Origin of the sequence: Comamonas halotolerans (assembly GCF_030162935.1) — a bacterium.
Lineage (GTDB): Bacteria > Pseudomonadota > Gammaproteobacteria > Burkholderiales > Burkholderiaceae_C > Comamonas > Comamonas halotolerans.
Window position 1 is genome coordinate 1 of sequence record NZ_JASAUZ010000003.1, and the last position, 21,951, is coordinate 21,951.

Consider the following 21,951-nt stretch of genomic DNA (forward strand, 5'->3'; position numbering starts at 1 on the left):
ACGGTGGACACCACTGCACCGAGCATCACGCTGTCTCTTGCAGTCGACACGGGAACCACTGGTGACGGTATTACTAGCGACGGCACAGTTAATGTGACTGGTCTAGAGCTAGGTATGGGATGGGAATACTCAACCGATGGTGGCGGTAGTTGGGTGCCAGGTACAGGTACGAGCTTTGAGCTCTTAGCTGGAAATTACCCCAGTGGTAATGTGCTGGTGCGACAGACGGACCAAGCTGGTAACCAAAGTGAAATTGCATTGGCTGGCGAGGTCAGTGTGCAGACGCTGTTGGCTGCCAATGATGCTGCAGAGATAGAACTTGGGGGCCGAGTTTCGCAAGAACAGACACCTATTACCAACTCCAATTTGCAGGTCATCGGCTTGCTTGACAACGGTGCAACGACAAACGGCGTTCCCATCACGATTGCAGAAGGCTCAACCGGGGATGTTGTCATCGAGGTAAGCCAAGATGCGTTGCTTTCTGTCGCAGACGCTTTCAATATCGAAATCTACGACGAGACAGGCACTCGTATCTACGTTGCCACTGCGGGCAACAATCCGCTTGTTGGCGATGCGCTTGGGCTGGATATTCTGGGAGTCACTGGTGATGGCACGGTGACGGCCTCTGTGACAGGGCTTGCTCCTGGGGATTACACCATTGTGGTTCGCAAAGGTGAGAGTGCCTTGGGGACCTTGCTGGATGCAGACGGGAATGGAGTTTCTCTGGAGGAACTGGGCGAAGGAGGCGTTGTTCTTGGTGCTGAGAATCAAGCTTTGGTGCTCACTGCTGTAGAGACAGCGTTGAATGGACCTTCATCACCCAGTGGGCTTGGCACAGTTGTTCGTGGGCTCCTTGAAGGGGTGCTTGGCTTAACCACCGAAATTGGAGCCGGTGAACTTGTTGACGTCTTGACTTCAGGTCTTGATAGGCTGGGTTTGACCTCGTCGCTGGATACGGTTCTGGGAGCCGTGGCTGATGCGTTGCTCAACAACACTCTGACGCTGATTCAAAGCACATCAGTGACGGTTAAGGTTACGGAGAATGGCTTTGCCAACGCTGGTGAACCTGTTCAAGGCAACGTTATTGATCCAGATACGACGACACAGGGTGAATCGGGAGAAGATAGCGCGATTCCTGGCAGCACTGTCACCGAGGTTGAAAACTCCAATGGCGACAGCGTCGCAGCTGGTCAATCGATCACGGGTCTATATGGCACCTTGGTCATTGCAGCGGATGGTTCTTACACCTATACGCCCAATGGAGACCCGGCTGCAGTAGGTCAGACCGAGACATTTGTCTACACGATATCGGATGGAACGAATTCCTCACAGGCGAATCTTGTCTTCACCATTGATGGAAGCCGCGTTACCAACGATACAGCGCAGGCTGGCATTGAGTATGACTATGTCACTACGGCTGGCCCTAGTGTGACGGATGCCTTAAGTTATGGCTGGATTCTTGGTGCTCTAGGAATTGTGATACCAACACCTGGAAGCAGTTTGACAGGGGATTCGTTCACAGTTTCTGCCGACACGCTGCAGAACGTCACCCTTAATGTGGATGTTGGTGGCCTGGTTGGCTTAGGTGTCGGCGGGACTCTCTTCGTGGAAGTCAATAACGGGGGAGTGTGGAGCACTGTCAAGTCGTATGACGTAGGCCAGCTGATCGGTTTGTTAGGTCTTGGAGGCACAACAAGCGTTGTGGCCTCAGATCTTGCGGCCGGTGAATATCGAACCAGGGTTGATCTCTCAATCCCGGTGGGCGTTGCGGGCAGTATCTCTGTGGATACCGTGTCTGAGATCGTTCACTTGAATCAGTTTGAAGTGAGCCAGGTTTTCCCGGCTGAGGGCAACCTGTTGGAAAACGATATTCTCATCAGCGGGCAGACTTTGCAGATCAATGACGCAGGCACTTATGTCGATGTTGTGGCTGGTACTGCGCAGACAGTTAATGGTACCTATGGAACCTTGACGCTCAATGCCGATGGCAGCTTCACCTATGAACCGCTGACAGCTGGAAACCTTACCAGCCCAGTGACCGATGTATTTGAGTACCAGTTGGTGAATCCGAATGGGCAGATCGACCAAGGCCAGCTTGAGGTCACTGTTGAGCCTTCCGGTGCGGGCGTCATTTCGGCCTTCTCGGCCATGGCGATGATGCCAAGCGCTTCTGAAATCGTTGGTACATCGGGTGATGATGTTCTCTACGGCACTGCTTTTGATGACATCCTAATTGGAGGAGCAGGAGACGACGTGCTGACTGGCAATGGAGGCAGCGATATCTACCAATGGGAAGAAATCAATGCCAGTGCTTTTGATGGCGGCAATGGCATGGACACCATTGAGGACTTCATGGTCGGCGTGGTCGGTACCGATGCAAATGCCGATGTCATTGATCTTTCCCAACTGCTCGGGACGGTATCGGAGCCTGTCGGAAACTACGTTGATGTGACTTCGTCAAATGGCGATACCGTCATCAGCATTGACCGAGACGGATCAGGTGGAGCCTATGACTTTGTTCAGCTTGCGACCTTGACGGGTGTCACCACGGATCTGGAGTCACTGCTAGCCAACCAGCAAATCATTGTCTGATGTATCTAGGTTCCTTGTCCGTCCGAAAGATCGCGACTTGGTTCCTCCTTCCCGCCAGTGCATCGTCGCTGGCGGGAGGGTGGTCTGTTGCAAGCGATCACAGTGCTCCGAGTCAACCGTTTTTGTTTCAAAGATTCGACGACAGAGCAATTCGCCACACTTCTCCAAACGGTCTGCAACTTTCCACTAGATTGCAGACGGTACCAACACAGGTCACCACCACCTCGGTCTCCTCTTTCTCATTGCCTCATGAAGGCTCTGGAGAGGAGACGCGGGTAATTTCCCTTGATGGCTTATCTCTGTCTGAAGCGATCGGCATTGCCATCGCACATCATCCGGATATCAGCCGTGCCAATGCTGAAGTGGCTCAGCGTAATGCTGAAGTGCAAGTCGCCAAGGCTGCGTGGTATCCAAAGATCGACTATGGCGTCAAGCCCGGCTATGGACGTAGCTACAGCGCTTCATCTTCTGGTAATGCTGGAGCTCTGCGCACGTCTGTCGGGGTCAATCAGCTGATCTATGACTTCGGTGTCACGAGCAATCGCATCAAGGCAGCAGATGCAGCAAGAGAACAGACAGGGCATCAACTGGCTGATGCCATTGAGAGTGTTGCTTACAACACTGCAATATCTTTCGTCGATTTGGCTGCGGCTGAAGACCGGATACTTGCAGCAAAAACGCAAGTTGAAGCACTGAAGGCAACTTATGCCAAGATTGTTGATCGCGTTCGTGCAGGTCTTTCGGTCACTTCGGACAGAACCTTGGCTGAACTTGCGATTCAACGTGCTGAAGCCGAAATCGAGCAGGAAAAAACGAAAAGAGATGTAGCAACTGCGAAACTGGCAGAGCTAATCGGTGTGAGGCCTAAAGAGGTTGCCTCATTAAAAGATACCGTGAACATGATCAGCAGCCTTGACGAACCTGGCGATGATGTTGATCTGCGTCCATCCGTTCAAGCAGCTGATGCCGCTGTGCAGGCTGCAGAGGCCAAGCTCGAGGCTGCGCGTGGTAGCCGTTACCCGTCTATTGGTGTGGGCGCGATGCGAACACTATCGACTGGACCAGCCAGTGCGCTCAACGATACCTGGGTTGGAGTCGCATTGAGTGGCAGTTTCAATTTTGGTGACATGGCAGATCATCAGATAGATGCCGCACAGGCCGCCGCACTGGCAAGCAGAGAGGCACTGGAGAATGAGCGCTTGATCACGCGTAGCGCATTGCAATCCGCGCGCATTGAGGCAATGGGTGCTACTGAGCGCATGGCAAGCTACGAAAAGATTATCAATCTCGCTAAAACTTCCCGGGAACTGTATTGGCAGGAGTACATCCTTAACAAGCGCAGCCTGACGGATGTTCTTAACCCTGAGCGAGATATTTATCAATCTGAAATAGAGTGGATCAATGCACTTGCTGATCGCTCTCTTGCACGCATACGTGCTCATGTAGCGGTGGGGCGTTTTGTACACCAGCTCCGCAATCGCGAAGGAAATATTCATGGCTGACTCCACGAGCCAGAGCACAGCAAGCACTGCTATCAAATGGGTCGAGCCATTGCTGCACGCAGCGCGGCTGCTGGGCCTCTCTGTTTCTCCTCAAAGGGTGCAGGGAGCAGCTTCATGGGCAGGGCATCACAATCCAGAGGCTGCCGTTCTTGACGTTGCTGCTCAAGCAGGACTGTCTGCACAGTTTGTTGAGCTGCCTCTGAATGAGCTGTCTTCCGTGATGCTGCCTGCATTGCTGGAACTTGACGAAGGCCATATTGGCCTGATTACCGCTGCTTCTGCTGGGCGGGCGACTGTTTTGCTCACCCTGGAGGGAAAAACTATTGAGCGCTCTTTGCCGCTCGGTTCAAGTCGCCACCGCCTATTGCTGGTACATGAACGCGCTGCGCCACGTTCTACGCGTGTCAGCGACTATCTTCCAGCCCAACCTAAAGCATGGCTGCGCGATATCTTCACTTCGCATTGGCGATTGCTGCTTGACATGTGCGCAGGCTCGCTATTTGGCAATCTGCTTGCTATCAGCACTGCCTTGTTCGCAATGCAAGTGTGGGATCGTGTCATACCAGCGCGCTCCACCAACACACTGTGGGTGCTTGCTTCTGGCGTAGTCGTGGCCCTGTTGCTGGAGCTTGTTTTACGCACTGTGCGTGTCTCGATTGCGGACCACTTTGGGAAACGAGCCGATCTCAGGCTCTCATCCATGTTTTTCGCGCGCATGCTGGATATTCGTAATGATGCGCGGCCCCGCTCCCCAGGAAGCCTTATTGCTCAGCTGCGAGATCTCGAGCAATTGCGTGAACTGCTGACTTCAAGTGCTCTGGGCGTGTTGATTGATTTGCCCTTCGTGGTGGCTTTTCTTTTCATCATCTGGGTGCTTGGAGACTGGTTGGTGCTGGTTCCTTTGGTCGCGATTCCTCTTTTGGTGCTTCCCGGTGTGTTTGCACAGATTCCTCTCGCACGGTTGTCTCAAGAGGGCATGTCGGAGGCGGCCCTGCGTAACGCAATTCTGATGGAGTCAATCTACCGGGCAGAGGACATCAAGACCTTGCAGGCGGAGCCACGCTTTAGACAGTTGTGGGATAACACGAACCGGGTGAGTGCGGAGATTGGTCTGCGGCAGCGATACCTGTCGGGCTTGCTCGTGAACGTCTCGCAGACAGTGCAGCAACTGGCCTATGTCGGAGTGCTTGTCCTGGGTGTCTATGCCATTCTCGACGGAGATCTGTCGTTTGGCGCGGTCATGGCCTGCTCAATGTTGACAAGTCGAACCATCGCACCGTTGGCGCAAATCCCCGCAGTACTTTCAAGGCTGCAAAATGCACGCATTGGCAAGCAGGGGCTCGACAAGCTGCTTGAATTACCAGTCGATCACGCGACGGACAAAGATGCTTATCACCGCCCGGTGCTACTGGGGCGTTATGAGTTTGAAAATGTGTCCTACAGTTTCGATCCGGATGAAAAGCCTGTACTCACGATCGGGCGCCTTTCCATACAACCAGGCGAGCGTGTGGCGATCTTGGGGAGAGTCGGTGCTGGCAAGTCAACGCTATTGCGAGTGCTTGCAGGCTTGGCAACACCTCAGCAAGGGCGTGTACTGTTTAACGACACACCAATGTCCTTGATCGACGTTGCTGATTTGCGTCGTGACGTGGGCACGGCAATGCAAGAGTCCAGTCTTTTTTATGGCAGCTTGCGTGAGAACCTGCTGCTGGCTCATCCTTTAGCTACAGATGAGCAATTGCTTCAGGCCATGCGCCTGTCATGTGCCGATCAGCTTTTGCTAAAACAACACCATGGTCTTGATCTCATGCTTAGAGAGAATGGAGCAGGGTTGTCTGGCGGGCAAAAGCAATCATTGATCTTGGCGCGTACTTTCCTTCGCTCGCCGAATGTCCTGTTGCTGGATGAGCCAACCGCATCGCTTGATGAAGCAACCGAAAAGACCATCATTGATAACCTGCGGCAGTGGTTGGGGCGGCGTACGCTAATTGTCGCGACGCATCGCTATCCTCTTTTGTCCTTGGTGGATCGCATCATCGTTATTGATGGTGGTCGGGTAGTTCGGGATGGTCCAAGGGAAGAAGTGCTGGCAGCCATGCGTGGCTCCAAGAGTCCCAATCCAGCGCAACAGCAAAATGTTCAACAAGCTCCTCAGACGTTGGTCGCTACAGTCACGAGGACCACAAGATGAACGCCTACATTGATACCCGTGAACCACTTTCCAGCTATTCCCGCAACAGGAATGGCGCTAGTTTTAAGGCGCGCCCGATTCTGTGGATTATTGTCTTTAGCTTTACGATTTTCCTCGTGTGGTCTTACTTCGCCACGCTCGACGAGGTAGCCATAGGCGAAGGAAAGGTCACACCTGCGTCAAAAGGCCAGATCATTCAGAGCCTTGAGGGGGGGATACTGGCTGAGCTTGCAGTGAATGAAGGGGGGGTGGTGGAGCGTGGACAAAAGCTGGCTACGCTGGACCCCGCACTCAGCCGTTCCTCTGTAGAAGAGGCAGCACAAAAAATCATTGCCTTGCAAGCTCGGGCAGCGCGATTGAAGGCTGAAATAGACAATAAGTCAGAGGTTGTCTTTCCACCTGAGTTGCTGGAGGAGAAAGCTGTTATCGAGCGAGAGCAGCAGCTGTTTCGCACTTCAGTGCAAGCATTCAAAGAAAACGTAACACAGCTAAGTCAGCAATTGCGATTGGCCCAGCAGGAAATAGAGATTGCGATCCCGTTGCTCAAAACTGGTGCTACGAACGAAGTCGAAATACTGCGTTTAAAGCAAAAGGCTGCCGAGCTATCGACCAAGCTTGCCGCCACCAAAGGCGAATACCAAGTGGCCTTGAAGTCCGATTACGCGAATACGATGGCAGATTTAGGGCCTTTGCTCAAAGTTCGTGAGGGCCGAGCTGATCAATTACGCCGCACGGTCATTACTTCTCCGGCGCGTGGCATTGTGAAAGATGTGCGAGTGAGCACCATTGGCGGAGTGATTGTGCCGGGCGGAGAGCTCATGGAGATAGTGCCGCTGGATGACCAACTTCTGGTCGAGGCGCGCCTGAGTCCGCGAGATATTGCGTTCATTCATCCAGGCCAAGAGGCGACTGTGAAAATCACAGCGTTTGAGCCCTCAATTTATGGAACGCTAGCTGCAACGGTACAGCATATTTCGCCTGACACCATTGAGGACCAGGTGGACAAACGTGTTTATTACTATCGCGTTTATTTGCTGACCAAGAATTCTTACCTTGAGACGAAAGACGGCAAGCGTCACTCCATCATGCCGGGTATGGTGGCAACAACCGAAATCAGGACGGGGCGAAAAACAGTGCTGGACTATTTGATCAAGCCGTTGAATCGTGCGGCTGAGGCACTGCGGGAGCGTTGACTAAGCTACTTGGGGTTGAATAGCTACGTCTTATCCCACTTCGCAGGGCGTGCCATATGCCACGCCACTGCAGAAAACTATGCTGCAGACTCGACAGAGATGAACACTAGCGCTTGCACTTGCGGTGTTCTCTTTGTCCCAGTTTCTGCGAGAAGAGCTACAAGTTCCACATTGTTCTTATCGAAGATTCATCTCTCAACAATCTTCAAATAAAAAAACTAGCTCATTGTTTGCTTTTGCGCCAGTCCCATGGTGCTGTTGGACTTGGCGTGCTCCAGACACCAAGACGCCGTGCGCGCGCTTCCTGTTCAGCAAATTCATACTGACCACGCTCCTGGATCGATTGCTCATGGGAAAAATGCTGATACCACCACGCCATGCCCATTGTGACCATGGCTAGGCCAACATCCAGTGTTCTATTTGGGCCAGGAGCTTCGTTGGGCTTCACCCAGACACTGCAGACATGGCGCTGGTAGCTGTCAATCTTGTTGCAATGCAGTTCAGCCTCTTTCATATACGCAAGATCGGAAAGTGCCATACGTGCTTGGGTTCCTAATGGCTGCCTGCGTTCTGGTGCATCAATCCCTTGCAAACGAACCTTGATCTGTTGATAAGCGGAAGAAGTGTCCTGTGTGGGGCAGCGGGCAGTCAAGGTGTCGCCATCACTGATCCCGACGATGAGGCAAATTAGAGTAGCTGCAAGCATTTGCTGATGCTAGCTCCAAAAATGGACTTCCCTTGGGATTCGGTTGGTAGAAGCTTTTGAGCGCTGACTTTTGTTGTCTGAGTGGGGCAATAGAAATGAAAAAGGCCTGCAGAGTTGCAGGCCGGGAAATTGGGGGATAAAAGCAAAAAGGGAAATCGCTTCCCAGCAATTCCCCTCCACTTATCACGCGAAACCCGCATGAAATCTAGCAATCTTGGTGCCGGAGACATGAATCGAACACGCGACCTTCTCATTACGAATGAGCTGCTCTACCGACTGAGCTACACCGGCAACATCGCAAGATTATAGTTACTTTTGATCGGCTTCGAGGTGATAGCGCGTCACGCGTTCCACCTCATTTTTGGAGCCGAGAACCACAGCAACGCGCTGGTGCAATTCAGTGGGTTGAATGTCCATGATGCGTTCGCGGCAGTTGGTGGCCATGCCGCCGGCTTGCTCGATCAGCCAGCTCATGGGGTTGGCTTCGTACATCAGGCGCAGTTTGCCTGCCTTGTGCGGTTCACGCTTGTCCCAGGGGTACATGAAAACGCCGCCGCGACAGAGAATGCGGTGAACGTCAGCCACCATGGCTGCCACCCAGCGCATGTTGAAATTCTTGCCACGGGGGCCGTCTTCACCCGCCAGGCATTCGTCGATATAGCGCTTCATGGGCTCATCCCAGTGACGCATGTTGGACATATTGATGGCGAACTCCTTTGTGTCTTCTGGAATCTTGACGTTTTCTTCGATCAAGATGAAGGAGCCTTGTTCGCGGTCCAGTGTGAACATGGCCACGCCGTCACCTACGGTCAGTACCAGCGTTGTCTGGGGGCCGTAAATGCAGTAGCCAGCTGCCACTTGTTGAGAACCGGGCTGCAGAAAGTCGTCGTCATGCACGCCGGGGTGACCTTCGGGCTTCTTGAGCACGCTGAAGATGGTGCCAATCGACATGTTGATATCGATGTTGGAGGAGCCGTCCAGTGGGTCAAACATCAGCAGGTATTCGCCTTGGGGGTAGCGGTTGGGCACCACATAGATGCCTTCCATTTCCTCGGATGCCATGGCTGCCAGATGCCCACCCCATTCGTTGGCTTCAATCAGGGTTTCGTTGGCGATGATGTCCAGCTTCTTCTGCACTTCGCCTTGTACGTTTTCACTGCCGGCGGTGCCCATGACGTCGCCGAGTTCACCCTTGTTCACGGCAAAGCTGATGCGCTTGCAGGCGCGGGCCACAACCTCCAGCAGCAAACGCAGCTGACCGGGGATCAGTCCGTCCACGCGTTGTTGTTCGACCAAATAGCGGGTCAGGCTGATGTTTTTATTCATGTTTCAACTCCTTGATATTCGATGCAGATCTGTAAGAGACAGAGCAGATAAAGCATGTGCCTTACCTATAAAGCCCTGTGGTGCGCTGTTCCAGCTCAGCCAGCAGTTGCTGAGCGCGATTTTGCTGCCCGGCATCATTCTGGGTGTGCGCGTATTGTTCATAGTGGGCCAGCCACTGGCGGGCCTGAGAATCTAGCTTTTGCTCATGGGCGAGTACCATGAGCTGAAAATAGCTGTCGTAAACGGTGGTGTGATCTTGTGCGCTCAAGGCAATTTGCAGACGCAACCTAAGATAAGCCTCTGCCTGTTTCAGGTCGCCCAGCTCGTAGCAATTTTGCGCAACATTGTTGAGCACGCCTCGAATTTGCTGCAACTTGCCCAACGCTTTCAAGCGCTCTTGTGCCACGGGTAGCAACCGCTCATTGACCTGTCTTGCCTCGCGGAAATTTCCTTGCTCATGCAAAACATAGCCCTCGTCTTCGTAGATACCGAGGATTTGTATCTGACTTGGGAAGTCCAGTGCCTGCGCAGGTTTGACGCTTTCATCCCAGCGCATTTCAGCGGGTAACTTGGCAATCTCTTCCAGAGGGTATTGGGTCTGAAAAGCCTTCACCTGCTTGAGCGCTGCTTCATGCAGTCCAGCACTGGCGAGCCAGCGGATACTGGAATAGCGCAAAAAGAAATGGGCGTACTCAAGATCCGGATCTGAAGGTTGGGGTAGTGCCTTCAGTGCCATCAGCGCGGCTTTGCCTGCCTCAGCAGGCATGTCACGGCGGCCATAGACGCTGGCTTGCGTGTAGTAAAGCAGGAAGGTGTCACGTGTGGCAACTCCCGGCTTTTTAAGCAAAGGCTCAAGCGTCTGCAACTCAGCACTCATGGCACTGCCGCTGAAACTGCCGCGTTCGGTGAAGACAGTGGCATACAGCGGTGCAAAGCGTGCTTCAAACCCGGCGTCTTGATCTGAGGCATGAGCAGCCATCAACATGCCAGTCGCAGCAACGGCAAGGGCCTTGAAGCCCTTGGCCGTGCAGTGAGCCAGCATGTTCAGGCGCATCAGTTAGCCAGTGCGCGCGTGACGACTTCACGCACGTCATTGGACAGGTCTGCCTTGGCTGCAACACGCGCAATAGCCTCACGGGCAGCGGTGCGGTAAGGCTCGGCCAGCTTGCTCCAGCGATCCATGGCGCGTGCCAGGCGTGCGGCCACTTGCGGGTTGATGGCATCCAGCTCCATCACGCGCTCGCTCCAGAACACATAGCCCGCTGCGTCACTGCGGTGGAAAGCCCCAGGGTTGGCGCTGCAGTAGCTGAAGATCAGGCTGCGTGCGCGGTTGGGGTTCTTCAGGCTGAAATCAGGGTGTTTCATCAGCTGCTTGACGGCAGGCAGAACGTTGCCACCACGGTCGCAGGTGCCTGCTTGCAAGCTGAACCATTTGTCAATCACCAAAGGTTCGCTCCTGAACAGGGCGTGGAAGCGTTCAAGCGCAGGCTTGGCCAGATCGGCATTGCTATGGACCAGGGCCGACAAGGCGTTGAAGCGGTCTGTCATATTGCCCGCATCCTTGAAGCGCTGGTATGCCTTGCCGGGCCAGACGGTGTCACCCTTGGCCTGCGCGGCCAGGCACAGCATCAGCAAGGCAGTTCCAGACAAAGAACGCTTGCCCGTTGAGATAGGGTCTGGTTGGTACGCGCCAGTGTCTTGGTAGGTCTCATATGTCCATACCCAATCAGCTGAGAGCGCAGTTGCCAGTTGCAGGCGCATGGATTCACGAACCGCGTGAATGCGCTGCGGATCAACTGTGTCGAGCTGCTCGGCCATGTAGGCTTCCGAAGGCAGAGCCAGCACCAGATCCTTGTAGGCAGCATCGAGTGTGTGGCTGCGCAGCACATCACGTAGCGCTTGAATGAATACCTCAGGGAGCACTTCAGCGGATACAGGTCCATCTGTCTGGATAGCCTGCAGGGCGTAGCGCAAGGCCAGGCGTTGGCCCGCCTCCCAGCGATTGAATGCATCGTTGTCGTGTGCCAGCTGTGTCAGCAGCTCAGCATCCGTGAAGTTGTAGTTCAGCACCACAGGTGCGCTGAAGCCGCGCAGCAACGAGGGAACTGGCGCTTGGTTGATGCCTGTGAACACCCAGTGCTGTTCGGACTCGGTCAGCACCAAAGTCTTGCTGGTGCTGGCTGCAGATTCGCCCTCCAGCAGCAAGGGAAGGGCACTGCCATCTTGACCCAACAGGCCCATTTCCACGGGGATGACGAAAGGCTGCTTGTCAGCTTGACCAACCGTAGCAGCGCAGCTTTGCGACAGCGTCAGGGTATAGGTTTGCGCCTGTGCATCGTAAATGCCTACGGCCTTCACGGTTGGAGTGCCGGCTTGGCTGTACCAGCGTTTGAATTGGACCAGATGTTGCGCCAATGCGCTGTCAGGGTTGGCATCTGCCATGGCCTGCACAAAATCATCACAGGTCACAGCCTGCCCATCGTGGCGCTCAAAGTACAGCTTCATGCCCTTGGCGAAGCCTTCACGGCCAACCAGGTTGTGCTGCATGCGAACGACTTCTGCACCTTTTTCGTAAATCGTGACAGTGTAGAAGTTATTGATTTCGATGTAGCTGTCCGGGCGCACAGGGTGCGCCATGGGGCCTGCATCTTCGGGGAACTGTACGGTACGCAGCACGCGCACATCTTCAATGCGTTTGACGGCGCGGGCAGAGGGGGTGCCCGCCATGTCCATGCTGAACTCCTGGTCGCGGAAGACAGTCAGGCCTTCCTTCAGGCTCAGCTGGAACCAGTCGCGACAGGTGATGCGGTTGCCAGTCCAGTTGTGAAAGTATTCGTGTCCGACGACGCTTTCCACGTTGGCAAAGTCCACGTCTGTAGCGGTGGACTGACTGGCCAGCACATACTTGGTGTTGAAGATGTTCAGGCCCTTGTTTTCCATGGCGCCCATGTTGAAGTCGCTGGTAGCGACAATCATGAAGCGATCCAGATCCAGGCTCAGGCCGAAGCGTGCCTCATCCCATGCCACAGAGTGCATGAGCGCGTTCATGGCGTGCTCGGTCTTTTCCAGGTCACCAGGGCGTACAAATACCTGCAGCAGGTGATCGCGCCCAGCGCGGCTCTTGATCTTTTGCTCACGCGCAACCAGCTTGCCGGCCACCAGTGCAAACAGATAGCAGGGCTTTTTGTGAGGGTCAACCCATTTGGCGAAGTGGCGGCCATCTCCCAGATCGCCTTCGTCCACCAGATTGCCGTTGGACAGCAATACTGGGAAGGACTCCTTGTTGGCGCGCAAAGTCACGGTATACATGGCCATGACATCTGGGCGGTCCAGGAAGTATGTAATGCGGCGGAAGCCCTCGGCCTCACATTGCGTGAAGAAAGTCCCTTCGCTCACATACAAGCCCATGAGCTTGGTGTTTTTCTCAGGTGTGCAGGTGGTGAAGATTTCCAGTTCCACGGGGGCATCACCCTCGGGCAGGTTCTCCAGTACCAGCTGGCTACCGTCCATCTTGAACGAAGTGCCTCCACCATTGACCATGACGCGGGCCAGATTCAGTTCGTCGCCATCCAGACGCAGTGCCTGGGTAGGCACTGCAGGGTTGCGGCGAATGCGCATCTTGTTGAGTACGCGGGTCTTGGCGGGGTCGAGGTCGAATGTGAGGTCGACGGTTTCAATCCACCAGGCAGGCGCCTGGTAGTCAGCCCGTTGAATGGCTGTAGCTTGTCCTTCACGCAGCATGAGTGCTTCCCTTAAACGCCTTGCTTGAGCGAGGCTTCGATGAACACGTCCAGATCGCCGTCCAGCACCTTCTGGGTGGCCGAGACTTCGACATTGGTGCGCAAATCCTTGATGCGGCTGTTGTCCAGCACATAGGAGCGAATTTGGTGACCCCAGCCCACATCGGTCTTGGTGTCTTCCAGTTTTTGCTGCTCTTCCATGCGCTTGCGCATTTCAAAGTCATACAGGCGTGAGCGCAGGCGCTGCCAGGCCACGTCACGGTTGCTGTGCTGCGAGCGCCCGTCCTGGCACTGCACAACGATACCGGTTGGAATGTGCGTCAGGCGCACGGCAGAGTCGGTCTTGTTGATGTGCTGACCACCGGCACCAGAGGCGCGGTAGGTATCGGTACGCACATCGGCAGGATTGATGTTGATCTCGATGGAGTCATCAATCTCGGGGTACACGAAGAGCGATGAAAAACTGGTGTGACGACCGCCCGAAGAGTCAAAGGGCGACTTGCGCACCAGGCGGTGCACACCGGTTTCGGTGCGCAGCAATCCGTAGGCGTATTCCCCTTCGACCTTGATGGTCGCGCTCTTGATGCCGGCCACATCACCTGGTGTTTCTTCTTCCACGGTGGCTTTGAAGCCCTTGCGTTCTGCGTATTTCAGATACTGCCGCAGCAGCATGCTGGCCCAGTCGCAAGCCTCAGTACCACCGGCCCCGGCCTGGATGTCGATAAAGCAGTTCAGCGGATCGGCTTCCTGGCTGAACATGCGACGGAACTCCAGCTCCTCGATCAGTGGGCGGAGTTTGGCGGCTTCTGCTTCAATGGTTTCAAGGCCGGCGTCATCGCCTTCATCCTTGCTCATTTCAAACAATTCGGCGTTATCTGCCAACTCGGTGGTGAGCTTTTGCAGCGTCAGCACGACAGCGTCAAGCGACTTCTTTTCTTTGCCTAGATCCTGGGCCTTCTTGGGATCGTTCCAGACGGCAGGATCTTCCAGCGAGGCGTTGACGGTGCGCAGTCGTTCAAACTTTGCATCGTAGTCAAAGATACCTCCGTAGCTCTTCTGTCCGAGTGGACAGATCCTCAAGGGTGGCTTCGATTTGGTTGATGCGTTCGGCTTCCATGGCTAATTCCTGATTTGTTGTTTGAGTGCGCAGTTGGCTGGCCAAACTGCGTAAACCATGATTTTCGCATGTACAGGCAGCTCATGCCTTGAATCAAGCAGATGTGTTGGGGCTAAAGCCTGTCACTGCTGGTAAATACTGTGTCGCAAGTGAGGGTGGCAGGGAGCTTGAAAGAAAACGCCACATCCCAGGAGGGTGTGGCGTCGTTGCTGCGTGTGCAATAGACGTTTGCTAAATATTGCGCGTCGTTGGAAGGTCGCGCTCATCCATTATGAACTCCGCCAATTCCGGGTTAAGTTCATCAATTTCGCTGTTTTCGATTTTTTTCTCAGCGGCAGTTTCAGAAAGCATGAACTCAGCCAACTCTGCATCGAGGTCATAGGTTGCGCTGCTTGGGTCCATTGTTGCAGGACTAGGTACCACGGCTGGCGTGGTTGATACAGGGATCTTGGTGGATGGTTCGTCCGCGTATTCCAGCGAAAGCCCGTCCATCAGCAATTCATCAGGGGCAAAGCGGGTGGAATTGCTAAAGGGCGAATCACTGATTCGAGGCAATGGCTGTAAGGGAGCCTGGGCCGGTGTTGCGCTAAGCAATTCCAAATGTGCATCCTGCATTGCCAATGGCTTTGCTTCAAGTGTTGGGCTGCGTGCTTCGGGGGCGGTCGCTGTCGTTGCGTCTAGCTGTTCTGTTGAGGCGTCATGCCTTGTCTGGTATGGCAGGGCGGACGCCATCGGTGCCTCCGCGGCAAACACCAGTTCCGGCAGCGGCACTTCGGCGGGGGTGGTGCGTTTGCGACCGGGTAGCTCTCCTCGGCTGGAGGCCGGCGTGGTTTGCGCAACGTTATAGAGCATGAGCAAATCGTCAAAAGCCGATAGATCAAAACGTTGGCTGTGGTTCGCTGGATTGCGCACAATCAAGCTGAGCAGCAAAACTTGTACATCATCTGTGGGCCATAGGGCTTCAATTTGTCCCAAAACCTCGGGGTAGCCACTCCAGATGTCATGCCCTTTGCGTGAGAAGCCCAGAAAATCTGGAACCTGCACATTAAAGTGCGTCTGGAATTTTTGGCGTACCTGCTCAAACTTGTCTGTTCGGCTGAGGCGATAGAGCAATTGCAATAGTTCGATATAAGCCAGTGGCGAAGAGGCTTCGTGCTCCGCGATATGCGCCTGCAATATCTCTATGGCTTGGTCATTTTCTCCAATAGATGCGTAGAACTCAGCTTGTTCTTGTACATCAAACAAGGCTTGCGCCGTGAGGACGTCCATCGCGGATTTCGCGGCTGTCGCTGCAGGGGGGGCTGGCGTGTGTGTTTCCAGTTCCTCAAACTCTGCGTATAGATCTTCTGCGAATTGGGTGGGCAGATACGTGTCTACACTGCTCCAGCTGTCTTCCTTAGCCTTGGAAGAAGACGGCGGCACAGTCTCTGGTGCAGACGCTACGTCCATAGCCGCTGCAGGGGCAGTCGCAGGTGTATGCAGTGAAGCTGCAGGTGTGTCATGGGGGTCAATAGAAATGGCCTGTTGGGAGTCATCCACGGCCAATACAGTGTCCGCCCATGCGCGCTGTGCGGTTTGGCGCTCTTGTTTCATACGTTGCAGTAGCCATGCGATGGTCGCAAGTGCCGCAGCCAGCATTACCAACACCAGATAGACCCAAAGAGGCAGTGCCTGGTTTTGAGCTTGGGCCAGCTGGTTTTGCAGACTTACGATCTCCGTGCGGTTGTTGACCAGCTGTGTCTGCAAAGCCTGAAACTGCTTTTCCATGGCTTCCAAGCGTGCGGCATTGGCCTTCAGCACCAGCTGAGTGTTGGGGTCAATGGCTGCGCTTGGGAGCAAAGCTGGGTCTTGAGCGGCAGTGCGTTGTGGATCTGCTTTATCCACTGTTTCTGTTGTCGCTTCAGGTATGTCCAACCCTTCAATAGGCTCTATTCGCAACCGTGGCCTATCGTGCCCAGCTATTGCCGCAGCGCTTGCCGTTGCCTCCGTTGTGGGAGCAGCGTTGCTGCTTGGGCGCATTGACTCCGGTTGGCTGCTTGCTGCAACTGCCGCTGGCGGTGCTTGCGGGGCAATGACAGGGGGGGACGCGGCTGCGGAAGCCGTGGGGGCTGCTCTTTTCACTGCCACAGCACGCTTGGCACGGCGTGGTTTTTTCTTGACCGAAACAGGTTCTACTGCAGTTCGCGAAACTACAGGCAATGCGCCTACTTGAATTTTTTCGAGATCAATCGGTTGTACCGATGCGGCCAAGGTGCTCGGTGGATCAGCAAAAAAGGTATAGCTGCGCGATACGCTGCCCGAGCAACCGGCATGCAGCTTGATAGTGATCAGTGGCTCGTACACAGGGGTGGTAGTTTGTACGCGCACAGATGTTGACGTCGTCGTTACCTTGATCTGGCTGCTGCGCAGCGCTGTGTCGCCCATCCAGACGCCCGCTGCAATACAGCTGCTATCGGCAGTCTGGCCCGGATCAGGTTGCACTTTGAAAACCAGGTCAACAGGTGCTCCCAGGTGAATACGCCCCTGAGAGTTTCCCAGAGATAAAGCACTGGCTTGTGATGCTGCAGCAACACCACTGGCGATGAGGAGGAGGTCGCGAAGTTTCACAATAAATTTCTTTGTTGCCTAGTGTTGTGACAAGTGCTTAGCGCGGCACAAAAGTGCAAGCACCTTTAACGACTGGTTGTTGTTTATTTTTGTAAGAATGTGAAGAATTGTGCTGCTCCTGTCATTGCGTTGGGGCAAGCTGAGGGCGTGTGTTGCCTCAGTGGAACTGAATGTCAAACATTCATAACTTATAGGAAGATGCGGTTTTGAACAGGATTACAGCTGGCGCAACTGCTTGGCGAGCGCTTCGATGGAGCGGGGAGCACAACCTTCTGCATCATTGCTTATTGTTACAAATGCGGTTTTGCCAGCGCCAGTTATGCCTTGAATGGTGCGAGCGAGGATAGCTCTAGTCTGTGGGTCAGGGCTGCGCATGGCATCGAAGGGCTTGTGTGCTTCCTGTGCTGCGGCGTAGCCAAAAGGGCCAAAGCTGGTGTTGAGATTCCAGCGACAGACCAAGGGGGTTGGCCACAGCTGGCGTAACAAGGGCAGTTGCTGCGCAATGGGAGGCATCTTTCCGTGCAAACCCAGACACATGGTGGCCCCGTTGGCTTGCAAGACTTGCACAAAGCGTGCTCCCAAAAGCTCAGGGTCACGAACTTCTACTGACACAATAATTTCGGGACTATGCGCCAAAGCCTGACGCGTAGCAGCCAGCAAAGCGCCGAGACGCGAAAAAAGCCAGCCCGTGCGGTTAAACAGATCCAAGGGCAAAGGGCTCAGTTGGTACACCAGTACGCCCAATTTGTTTCCCAGACCTTGCAAGCAAGGCATGACAAACTGCTTGAGCGCCAAGTTCGCATCGAGAAATGCTGGATTGGGTTGCTGACCTTTGCCTTCTTCATCGCGCACGAGTGCATCCGTCACCACATTGGGGCACTTCACCACGAAGCGAAAGTCATCGCTGACCTGCGCAGCCATCTGCGCGTATTGCTCCGCGCTTAAAGGGCGCCAGAAAGTACGATCCACACAGACGGTACGCATGAGGGGGTGCTGGCTCAGTGTTGCCAGTCCCTTGCGCGAAAGCACGCTGGCATCGTAGTTGCCATCCCAGACCAGACCTTCCCAGCCAGGGTAAGACCAGGTGGAGACGCCCATGCGAAGCTCTGCGGGCATGGCACTGGCGAGGTCAAGCAAAGCCGTTGAAGGTGTAACAGCTTGCACGCCCGCTGGTTTTTTGCCGGCCCTGGCAGGCGCCTGCGCAGGTTGGGGCGTGGCATCGGTGCCAAACAGATCATCTTGCATGCTTGCAGCAGTTTGACAGATTGCAGCATGCGCCGAAGCCATTGAACAAAGCAGGCTTTACACAGCAAGTGGATATGCATTTGCTTGCAGGCGCAGTGCAGCAAGTCCTGGTGTCTATGGCACACTTGCCCGTTTTCGGAGAAACAGCGCCGTGGGGCGCGCAACGCATGCAAAAAATCATTGGGCAGATTGCCGCAGAGATCAAAGTCAGTGCGCAGCAAGTGAGTGCTGCGGTGGAGTTGCTGGATGGTGGTGCCACCGTTCCTTTTATCGCTCGTTATCGCAAAGAGGTGACGGGTGGCCTTGACGATGTGCAATTGCGTGAGCTGGAAGCGCGTCTGTCGTACCTGCGTGAGCTGGAAGACCGGCGTGGTACCGTGCTCAAAGCCATTGATGAGCAGGGCAAGTTGACCGATGCGCTGCGTCTGGCGATTGCCAATGCGCCCACCAAACAAGAGCTGGAAGACATTTACCTGCCCTTCAAGCAAAAGCGCCGCACCAAAGGGCAGATCGCCAGGGAGTTTGGCATTGAACCATTGGCTGACAAGTTGTTTGCCGATCCATCCCTGGACCCGCACAAAGAGGCAGAGGCTTTTTGCAAGCCTGCCACGGTGCTCGATGATGGCAAGCCCGGGCCAGACTTCAGCACCACATTTGCGGTGCTTGATGGTGTGCGCGACATCCTGTCCGAGCGCTGGGCAGAAGATCCGGCCCTGGTGCAGAAGCTGCGCGAATGGCTGTGGGAAGAGGGCTTGCTGCGCTCCAAGAAGGTTGAGAGCAAGAACGAGGCTGACCCTGAAGTGGCCAAGTTCCGCGACTATTTCGACTATGACGAACCCATTGGCCGTGTGCCTTCGCACCGCGCACTGGCGGTGTTTCGTGGCCGTGCACTGGAAATCCTGGAAGCCAAACTGGTGCAGCCGGTGGAGCCGGAAGTGGGGCAGCCCAGTCTGGCGGAAGGCAAGATTGCCTTGCATCTGGGCTGGAGCCATGCAAAGCGTCCGGCCGACGACCTGATTCGCAAATGCGTGGCCTGGACCTGGCGCGTCAAGCTGAGCCTGTCTACCGAGCGTGACCTGTTCAGCCGACTGCGCGAGGATGCTGAAAAGGTGGCGATCAAGGTGTTTGGGGACAATCTGCGAGATTTGCTCCTGGCTGCACCTGCTGGCGCACGCACGGTGATGGGACTGGACCCCGGAATCCGTACCGGTGTCAAGGTCGCCGTGGTGGACAGCAATGGCAAGCTGGTGGATACGGCCACGGTGTACCCGCACGAACCACGCAAGGACTGGGATGGCTCCTTGGCGGTGCTCGCACGCCTGGTGGAAAAGCATGGCGTGAACCTGATTGCCATTGGCAATGGCACAGCCAGCCGCGAAACAGACAAACTGGCTGCCGACTTGATCAAGCTGGCGGCCAAGGCAGACAAAAAGATCGAGAAAGTGGTGGTCAGTGAGGCGGGTGCTTCGGTGTATTCGGCCAGTGAATTTGCCTCGCAAGAGCTGCCGGATATTGATGTGAGCCTGCGCGGAGCTGTTTCGATTGCACGCCGCTTGCAGGACCCATTGGCGGAGCTGGTCAAGATTGATCCCAAGAGCATTGGCGTGGGCCAATACCAGCACGATGTGAACCAGAGTGAGCTGGCACGCCAGCTGGATGCGGTGGTGGAAGACTGTGTGAACTCGGTGGGCGTGGACCTGAACACCGCATCGGCTCCGTTGCTGACCCGTGTCTCAGGGCTGAGCGGATCGGTAGCGAAGTCGGTGGTGCGCTGGCGTGATGCCAATGGTTCCTTCAAAAGCCGCAAGCAGTTGATGGAAGTGTCTGGCCTGGGTGCCAAGACTTTCGAGCAGGCCGCAGGTTTTCTGCGTATCCGTGATGGTGAGAATCCGCTGGATATGACGGGCGTGCACCCTGAGACTTACGAGGTCGTGGAGAAAATCATTGCCACGACGGGCAAGTCCGTGGAACAGCTCATGGGACGCAGCGAAGTGCTCAAGGGCTTGAAGGCCGAGCAATTTGTTACCGAGAAGTTTGGCGCAATCACGGTCAAGGATATTCTGGGAGAGCTGGAAAAGCCTGGTCGTGACCCACGCCCTGACTTTGTGGTGGCGCGCTTCAATGATGGCGTGGAAGACATCAAGGACCTCAGGGAAGGCATGATTCTGGAAGGCACTGTCAGCAATGTGGCGCAGTTTGGCGCATTTGTGGACCTGGGCGTGCATCAGGATGGCCTAGTGCATGTCAGCCAGATGAGCCACAAGTTTGTCGAAGATGCGCGGGAGGTGGTGAAGACCGGCCAGATCGTCAAGGTCAAGGTGCTGGAAGTGGATGTCGATCGCAAGCGCATCAGTTTGACTATGAAGCTCGACGCTGCGCCAGCACGGCGCGATGGTCCGCGTGACAACCGCTTCGAGAGTGCCGGGCGTGGGCATAGCTCAGGAGGCAACCGCGGTGCTTATGCACAGCCACAGCGTCGCAATGAGCCCCAGGCGCAAAACGCCATGGCCTCTGCATTCGCCAAGCTGCAGGGCCTGAAGAAATAAGAGCTGTGCCATGCCAAAAATAAAAAGGCAGCTGTGCTGCCTTTTTATTTTTCATATTTGTACGTCATGGTGCCTTGCGCCAGCGTGGATCAATATAGTCATGCAGCGGTGTAGGGTCGCGCTGGAGGTTGACCGGAGCATTAGGCACATGCAGGGGCGTCACACCGTCCTCCGTGACATCGGCGTACGCCAACTGCTGCATCCACGCAATATCTATGTTGCCATTTTCCTGAGGGCGTGAATAAATCAGAGCCAGCATCCGCTTGGCCTGCGTGCTGCCCATGTCGGCCGCGCGTTTGTAAAGACGGATGGCTTCCGTGTAGTTGGCCGGAACACCCTCACCACGGTGGTAGACGCGGGCCTGGCGAAAGGTTTGCCAGGCTCCTCCTGTCTGTCCTGTTGAAGTGTGGGTGCGAGTGGTCTGGCTAGACTGCTCTTGAAGCACCTTGATATTGCGGCTGGCAGCTTCGGAGTGAGGCGCCGCCTGCTGGAACTGCGCCATTGCCTCCTTGACTTTGCCCTCTGCGGCAAGTTCCAGCCCCCATTCCACGCGCGCATGGGGATCATTGGCTTTGACGGCGCGCTGCAATGCCTGCTCTTTGTGGCGTTGCACATTCCCGGCAGTGACTGGCGCTGTGGATTTGAGGGCAGCATTCGTATCCAAAGGTGCAAGTGCATCAATGAGCAGCCATTCAAAGTAGGCGGCCCGGCCGGGAGCACTGCGGCGTAGCTCCTGCAGCCACTTCTGTGCTTGTGCAGGACGAGGTGCATGACCACATCCATCCATCGCACACCAGGCAAGGCCGGCTGCAGCCAGCGGGTGGCCCAGTGCATGCGCGCGTTCAAACCATCTGTTGGCCTCTGCAGGGCCTAGCGGCATATGCAATCCATGCAGTTTGAGCAGACCCAGCTGCCATGCTGCTTCGGCCTGCTGTTTGCGCTCCCTGGCGGAGGCTGAGGGCGTAGCTTCCGCCAGCTTTTGCAAGCTGGCTAACGGCGCGGGCGGAGCAAGGCTGCCAGCATCCAGGTCAACAGAGGGGCTGCGCAACTGCTCTCTGTCGATATGCGGTGGCATTTGCGCTTCCTGCACACTGATGACCGCCCTGGTTTGTGCGTGGGCGAAGATGACGCCCTGGCACATCATCAAGTGGGCAAGGCAAAGGAAGGTCAGACTGCGCATGATGAG

General features: G+C 55.3%; 13 protein-coding genes and 1 tRNA gene. 5 read left to right on the top strand and 9 right to left on the bottom strand.

Translation table 11 applies throughout. The features are described from left to right. The 4 genes from QEP11_RS04045 to QEP11_RS04060 all read left to right on the top strand — a co-directional run. Positions 1-2,592, top strand: a 2,592-nt coding sequence (locus QEP11_RS04045; protein ID WP_284335341.1) for a beta strand repeat-containing protein, incomplete at its 5' end; no start/stop codon positions are given. After that, complete coding sequence (locus tag QEP11_RS04050) at positions 2,592-4,094, top strand: TolC family protein (RefSeq protein ID WP_284335342.1); 1,503 nt, start codon at positions 2,592-2,594, stop codon at positions 4,092-4,094. The genes QEP11_RS04045 and QEP11_RS04050, both read left to right, overlap by 1 nt. Beyond that, positions 4,087-6,285 carry a type I secretion system permease/ATPase gene (locus QEP11_RS04055; RefSeq protein ID WP_284335343.1) on the top strand — a complete coding sequence of 733 codons (2,199 nt, stop codon included), beginning with the start codon at positions 4,087-4,089 and terminating at the stop codon, positions 6,283-6,285. The genes QEP11_RS04050 and QEP11_RS04055 overlap by 8 nt, the downstream gene beginning before the upstream one ends. Continuing rightward, positions 6,282-7,478 carry an HlyD family efflux transporter periplasmic adaptor subunit gene (locus QEP11_RS04060; protein ID WP_284335344.1) on the top strand — a complete coding sequence of 399 codons (1,197 nt, stop codon included), beginning with the start codon at positions 6,282-6,284 and terminating at the stop codon, positions 7,476-7,478. Before QEP11_RS04055 ends, QEP11_RS04060 begins: the two co-directional genes overlap by 4 nt. 223 nt (positions 7,479-7,701) lie before the next feature. Here QEP11_RS04060 and QEP11_RS04065 read toward each other — a convergent pair whose 3' ends face one another. From QEP11_RS04065 to QEP11_RS04100, 8 genes are all read right to left on the bottom strand, one after another. Then, on the bottom strand, positions 7,702-8,184 hold the full coding sequence (locus QEP11_RS04065) for a thermonuclease family protein (protein WP_284335346.1): 483 nt from the start codon (positions 8,182-8,184) through the stop codon (positions 7,702-7,704). Between the two features lie 215 nt (positions 8,185-8,399). After that, positions 8,400-8,475 (bottom strand) — tRNA-Thr (locus QEP11_RS04070). Between the two features lie 18 nt (positions 8,476-8,493). Next, entirely contained in the window at positions 8,494-9,510 is a 1,017-nt protein-coding gene (locus tag QEP11_RS04075) for a class 1 fructose-bisphosphatase (RefSeq protein WP_284335347.1), read from the bottom strand. A 61-nt stretch (positions 9,511-9,571) separates the two neighbouring features. Then, entirely contained in the window at positions 9,572-10,564 is a 993-nt protein-coding gene (locus QEP11_RS04080) for a tetratricopeptide repeat protein (protein WP_284335348.1), read from the bottom strand. Further along, a complete protein-coding gene (pepN, locus tag QEP11_RS04085; protein ID WP_284335350.1) occupies positions 10,564-13,251 on the bottom strand; it encodes an aminopeptidase N in 2,688 nt (895 codons plus the stop codon). Before pepN ends, QEP11_RS04080 begins: the two co-directional genes overlap by 1 nt. 11 nt (positions 13,252-13,262) lie before the next feature. Next, positions 13,263-14,367 (bottom strand): peptide chain release factor 2 gene (prfB, locus tag QEP11_RS04090; RefSeq protein ID WP_284335352.1). Its coding sequence is split into 2 segments (ribosomal slippage): positions 13,263-14,285 and positions 14,287-14,367, totalling 1,104 coding nucleotides; the frame shifts between segments, so codons are not numbered across the junction. Between the two features lie 231 nt (positions 14,368-14,598). Continuing rightward, entirely contained in the window at positions 14,599-16,974 is a 2,376-nt protein-coding gene (locus QEP11_RS04095) for a hypothetical protein (RefSeq protein ID WP_284335354.1), read from the bottom strand. 216 nt (positions 16,975-17,190) lie between these two features. Then, positions 17,191-18,219: a DUF72 domain-containing protein gene (locus QEP11_RS04100; RefSeq protein WP_284335355.1), complete on the bottom strand. Its 1,029-nt coding sequence runs from the start codon at positions 18,217-18,219 to the stop codon at positions 17,191-17,193. Positions 18,220-18,386: 167 nt separating this feature from the next. Here QEP11_RS04100 and QEP11_RS04105 point away from each other — a divergent pair, with 167 nt between their 5' ends. Then, a complete protein-coding gene (locus QEP11_RS04105; RefSeq protein ID WP_284335459.1) occupies positions 18,387-20,765 on the top strand; it encodes a Tex family protein in 2,379 nt (792 codons plus the stop codon). A gap of 64 nt (positions 20,766-20,829) precedes the next feature. Here QEP11_RS04105 and QEP11_RS04110 read toward each other — a convergent pair whose 3' ends face one another. After that, a complete protein-coding gene (locus tag QEP11_RS04110; RefSeq protein ID WP_284335357.1) occupies positions 20,830-21,945 on the bottom strand; it encodes an SEL1-like repeat protein in 1,116 nt (371 codons plus the stop codon). Between the last annotated feature and the right edge of the window lie 6 nt (positions 21,946-21,951).

Bases quoted from the DNA above. Each gene is read 5' to 3' on its own strand.
- QEP11_RS04050 (WP_284335342.1), top strand. From the start codon at position 2,592: ATGTATCTAGGTTCCTTGTCCGTCCGAAAGATCGCGACTTGGTTCCTC.
- QEP11_RS04055 (WP_284335343.1), top strand. From the start codon at position 4,087: ATGGCTGACTCCACGAGCCAGAGCACAGCAAGCACTGCTATCAAATGG.
- QEP11_RS04060 (WP_284335344.1), top strand. From the start codon at position 6,282: ATGAACGCCTACATTGATACCCGTGAACCACTTTCCAGCTATTCCCGC.
- QEP11_RS04065 (WP_284335346.1), bottom strand. From the start codon at position 8,184: ATGCTTGCAGCTACTCTAATTTGCCTCATCGTCGGGATCAGTGATGGC.
- QEP11_RS04075 (WP_284335347.1), bottom strand. From the start codon at position 9,510: ATGAATAAAAACATCAGCCTGACCCGCTATTTGGTCGAACAACAACGC.
- QEP11_RS04080 (WP_284335348.1), bottom strand. From the start codon at position 10,564: ATGCGCCTGAACATGCTGGCTCACTGCACGGCCAAGGGCTTCAAGGCC.
- pepN (WP_284335350.1), bottom strand. From the start codon at position 13,251: ATGCTGCGTGAAGGACAAGCTACAGCCATTCAACGGGCTGACTACCAG.
- QEP11_RS04100 (WP_284335355.1), bottom strand. From the start codon at position 18,219: ATGCAAGATGATCTGTTTGGCACCGATGCCACGCCCCAACCTGCGCAG.
- QEP11_RS04105 (WP_284335459.1), top strand. From the start codon at position 18,387: ATGCAAAAAATCATTGGGCAGATTGCCGCAGAGATCAAAGTCAGTGCG.
- QEP11_RS04110 (WP_284335357.1), bottom strand. From the start codon at position 21,945: ATGCGCAGTCTGACCTTCCTTTGCCTTGCCCACTTGATGATGTGCCAG.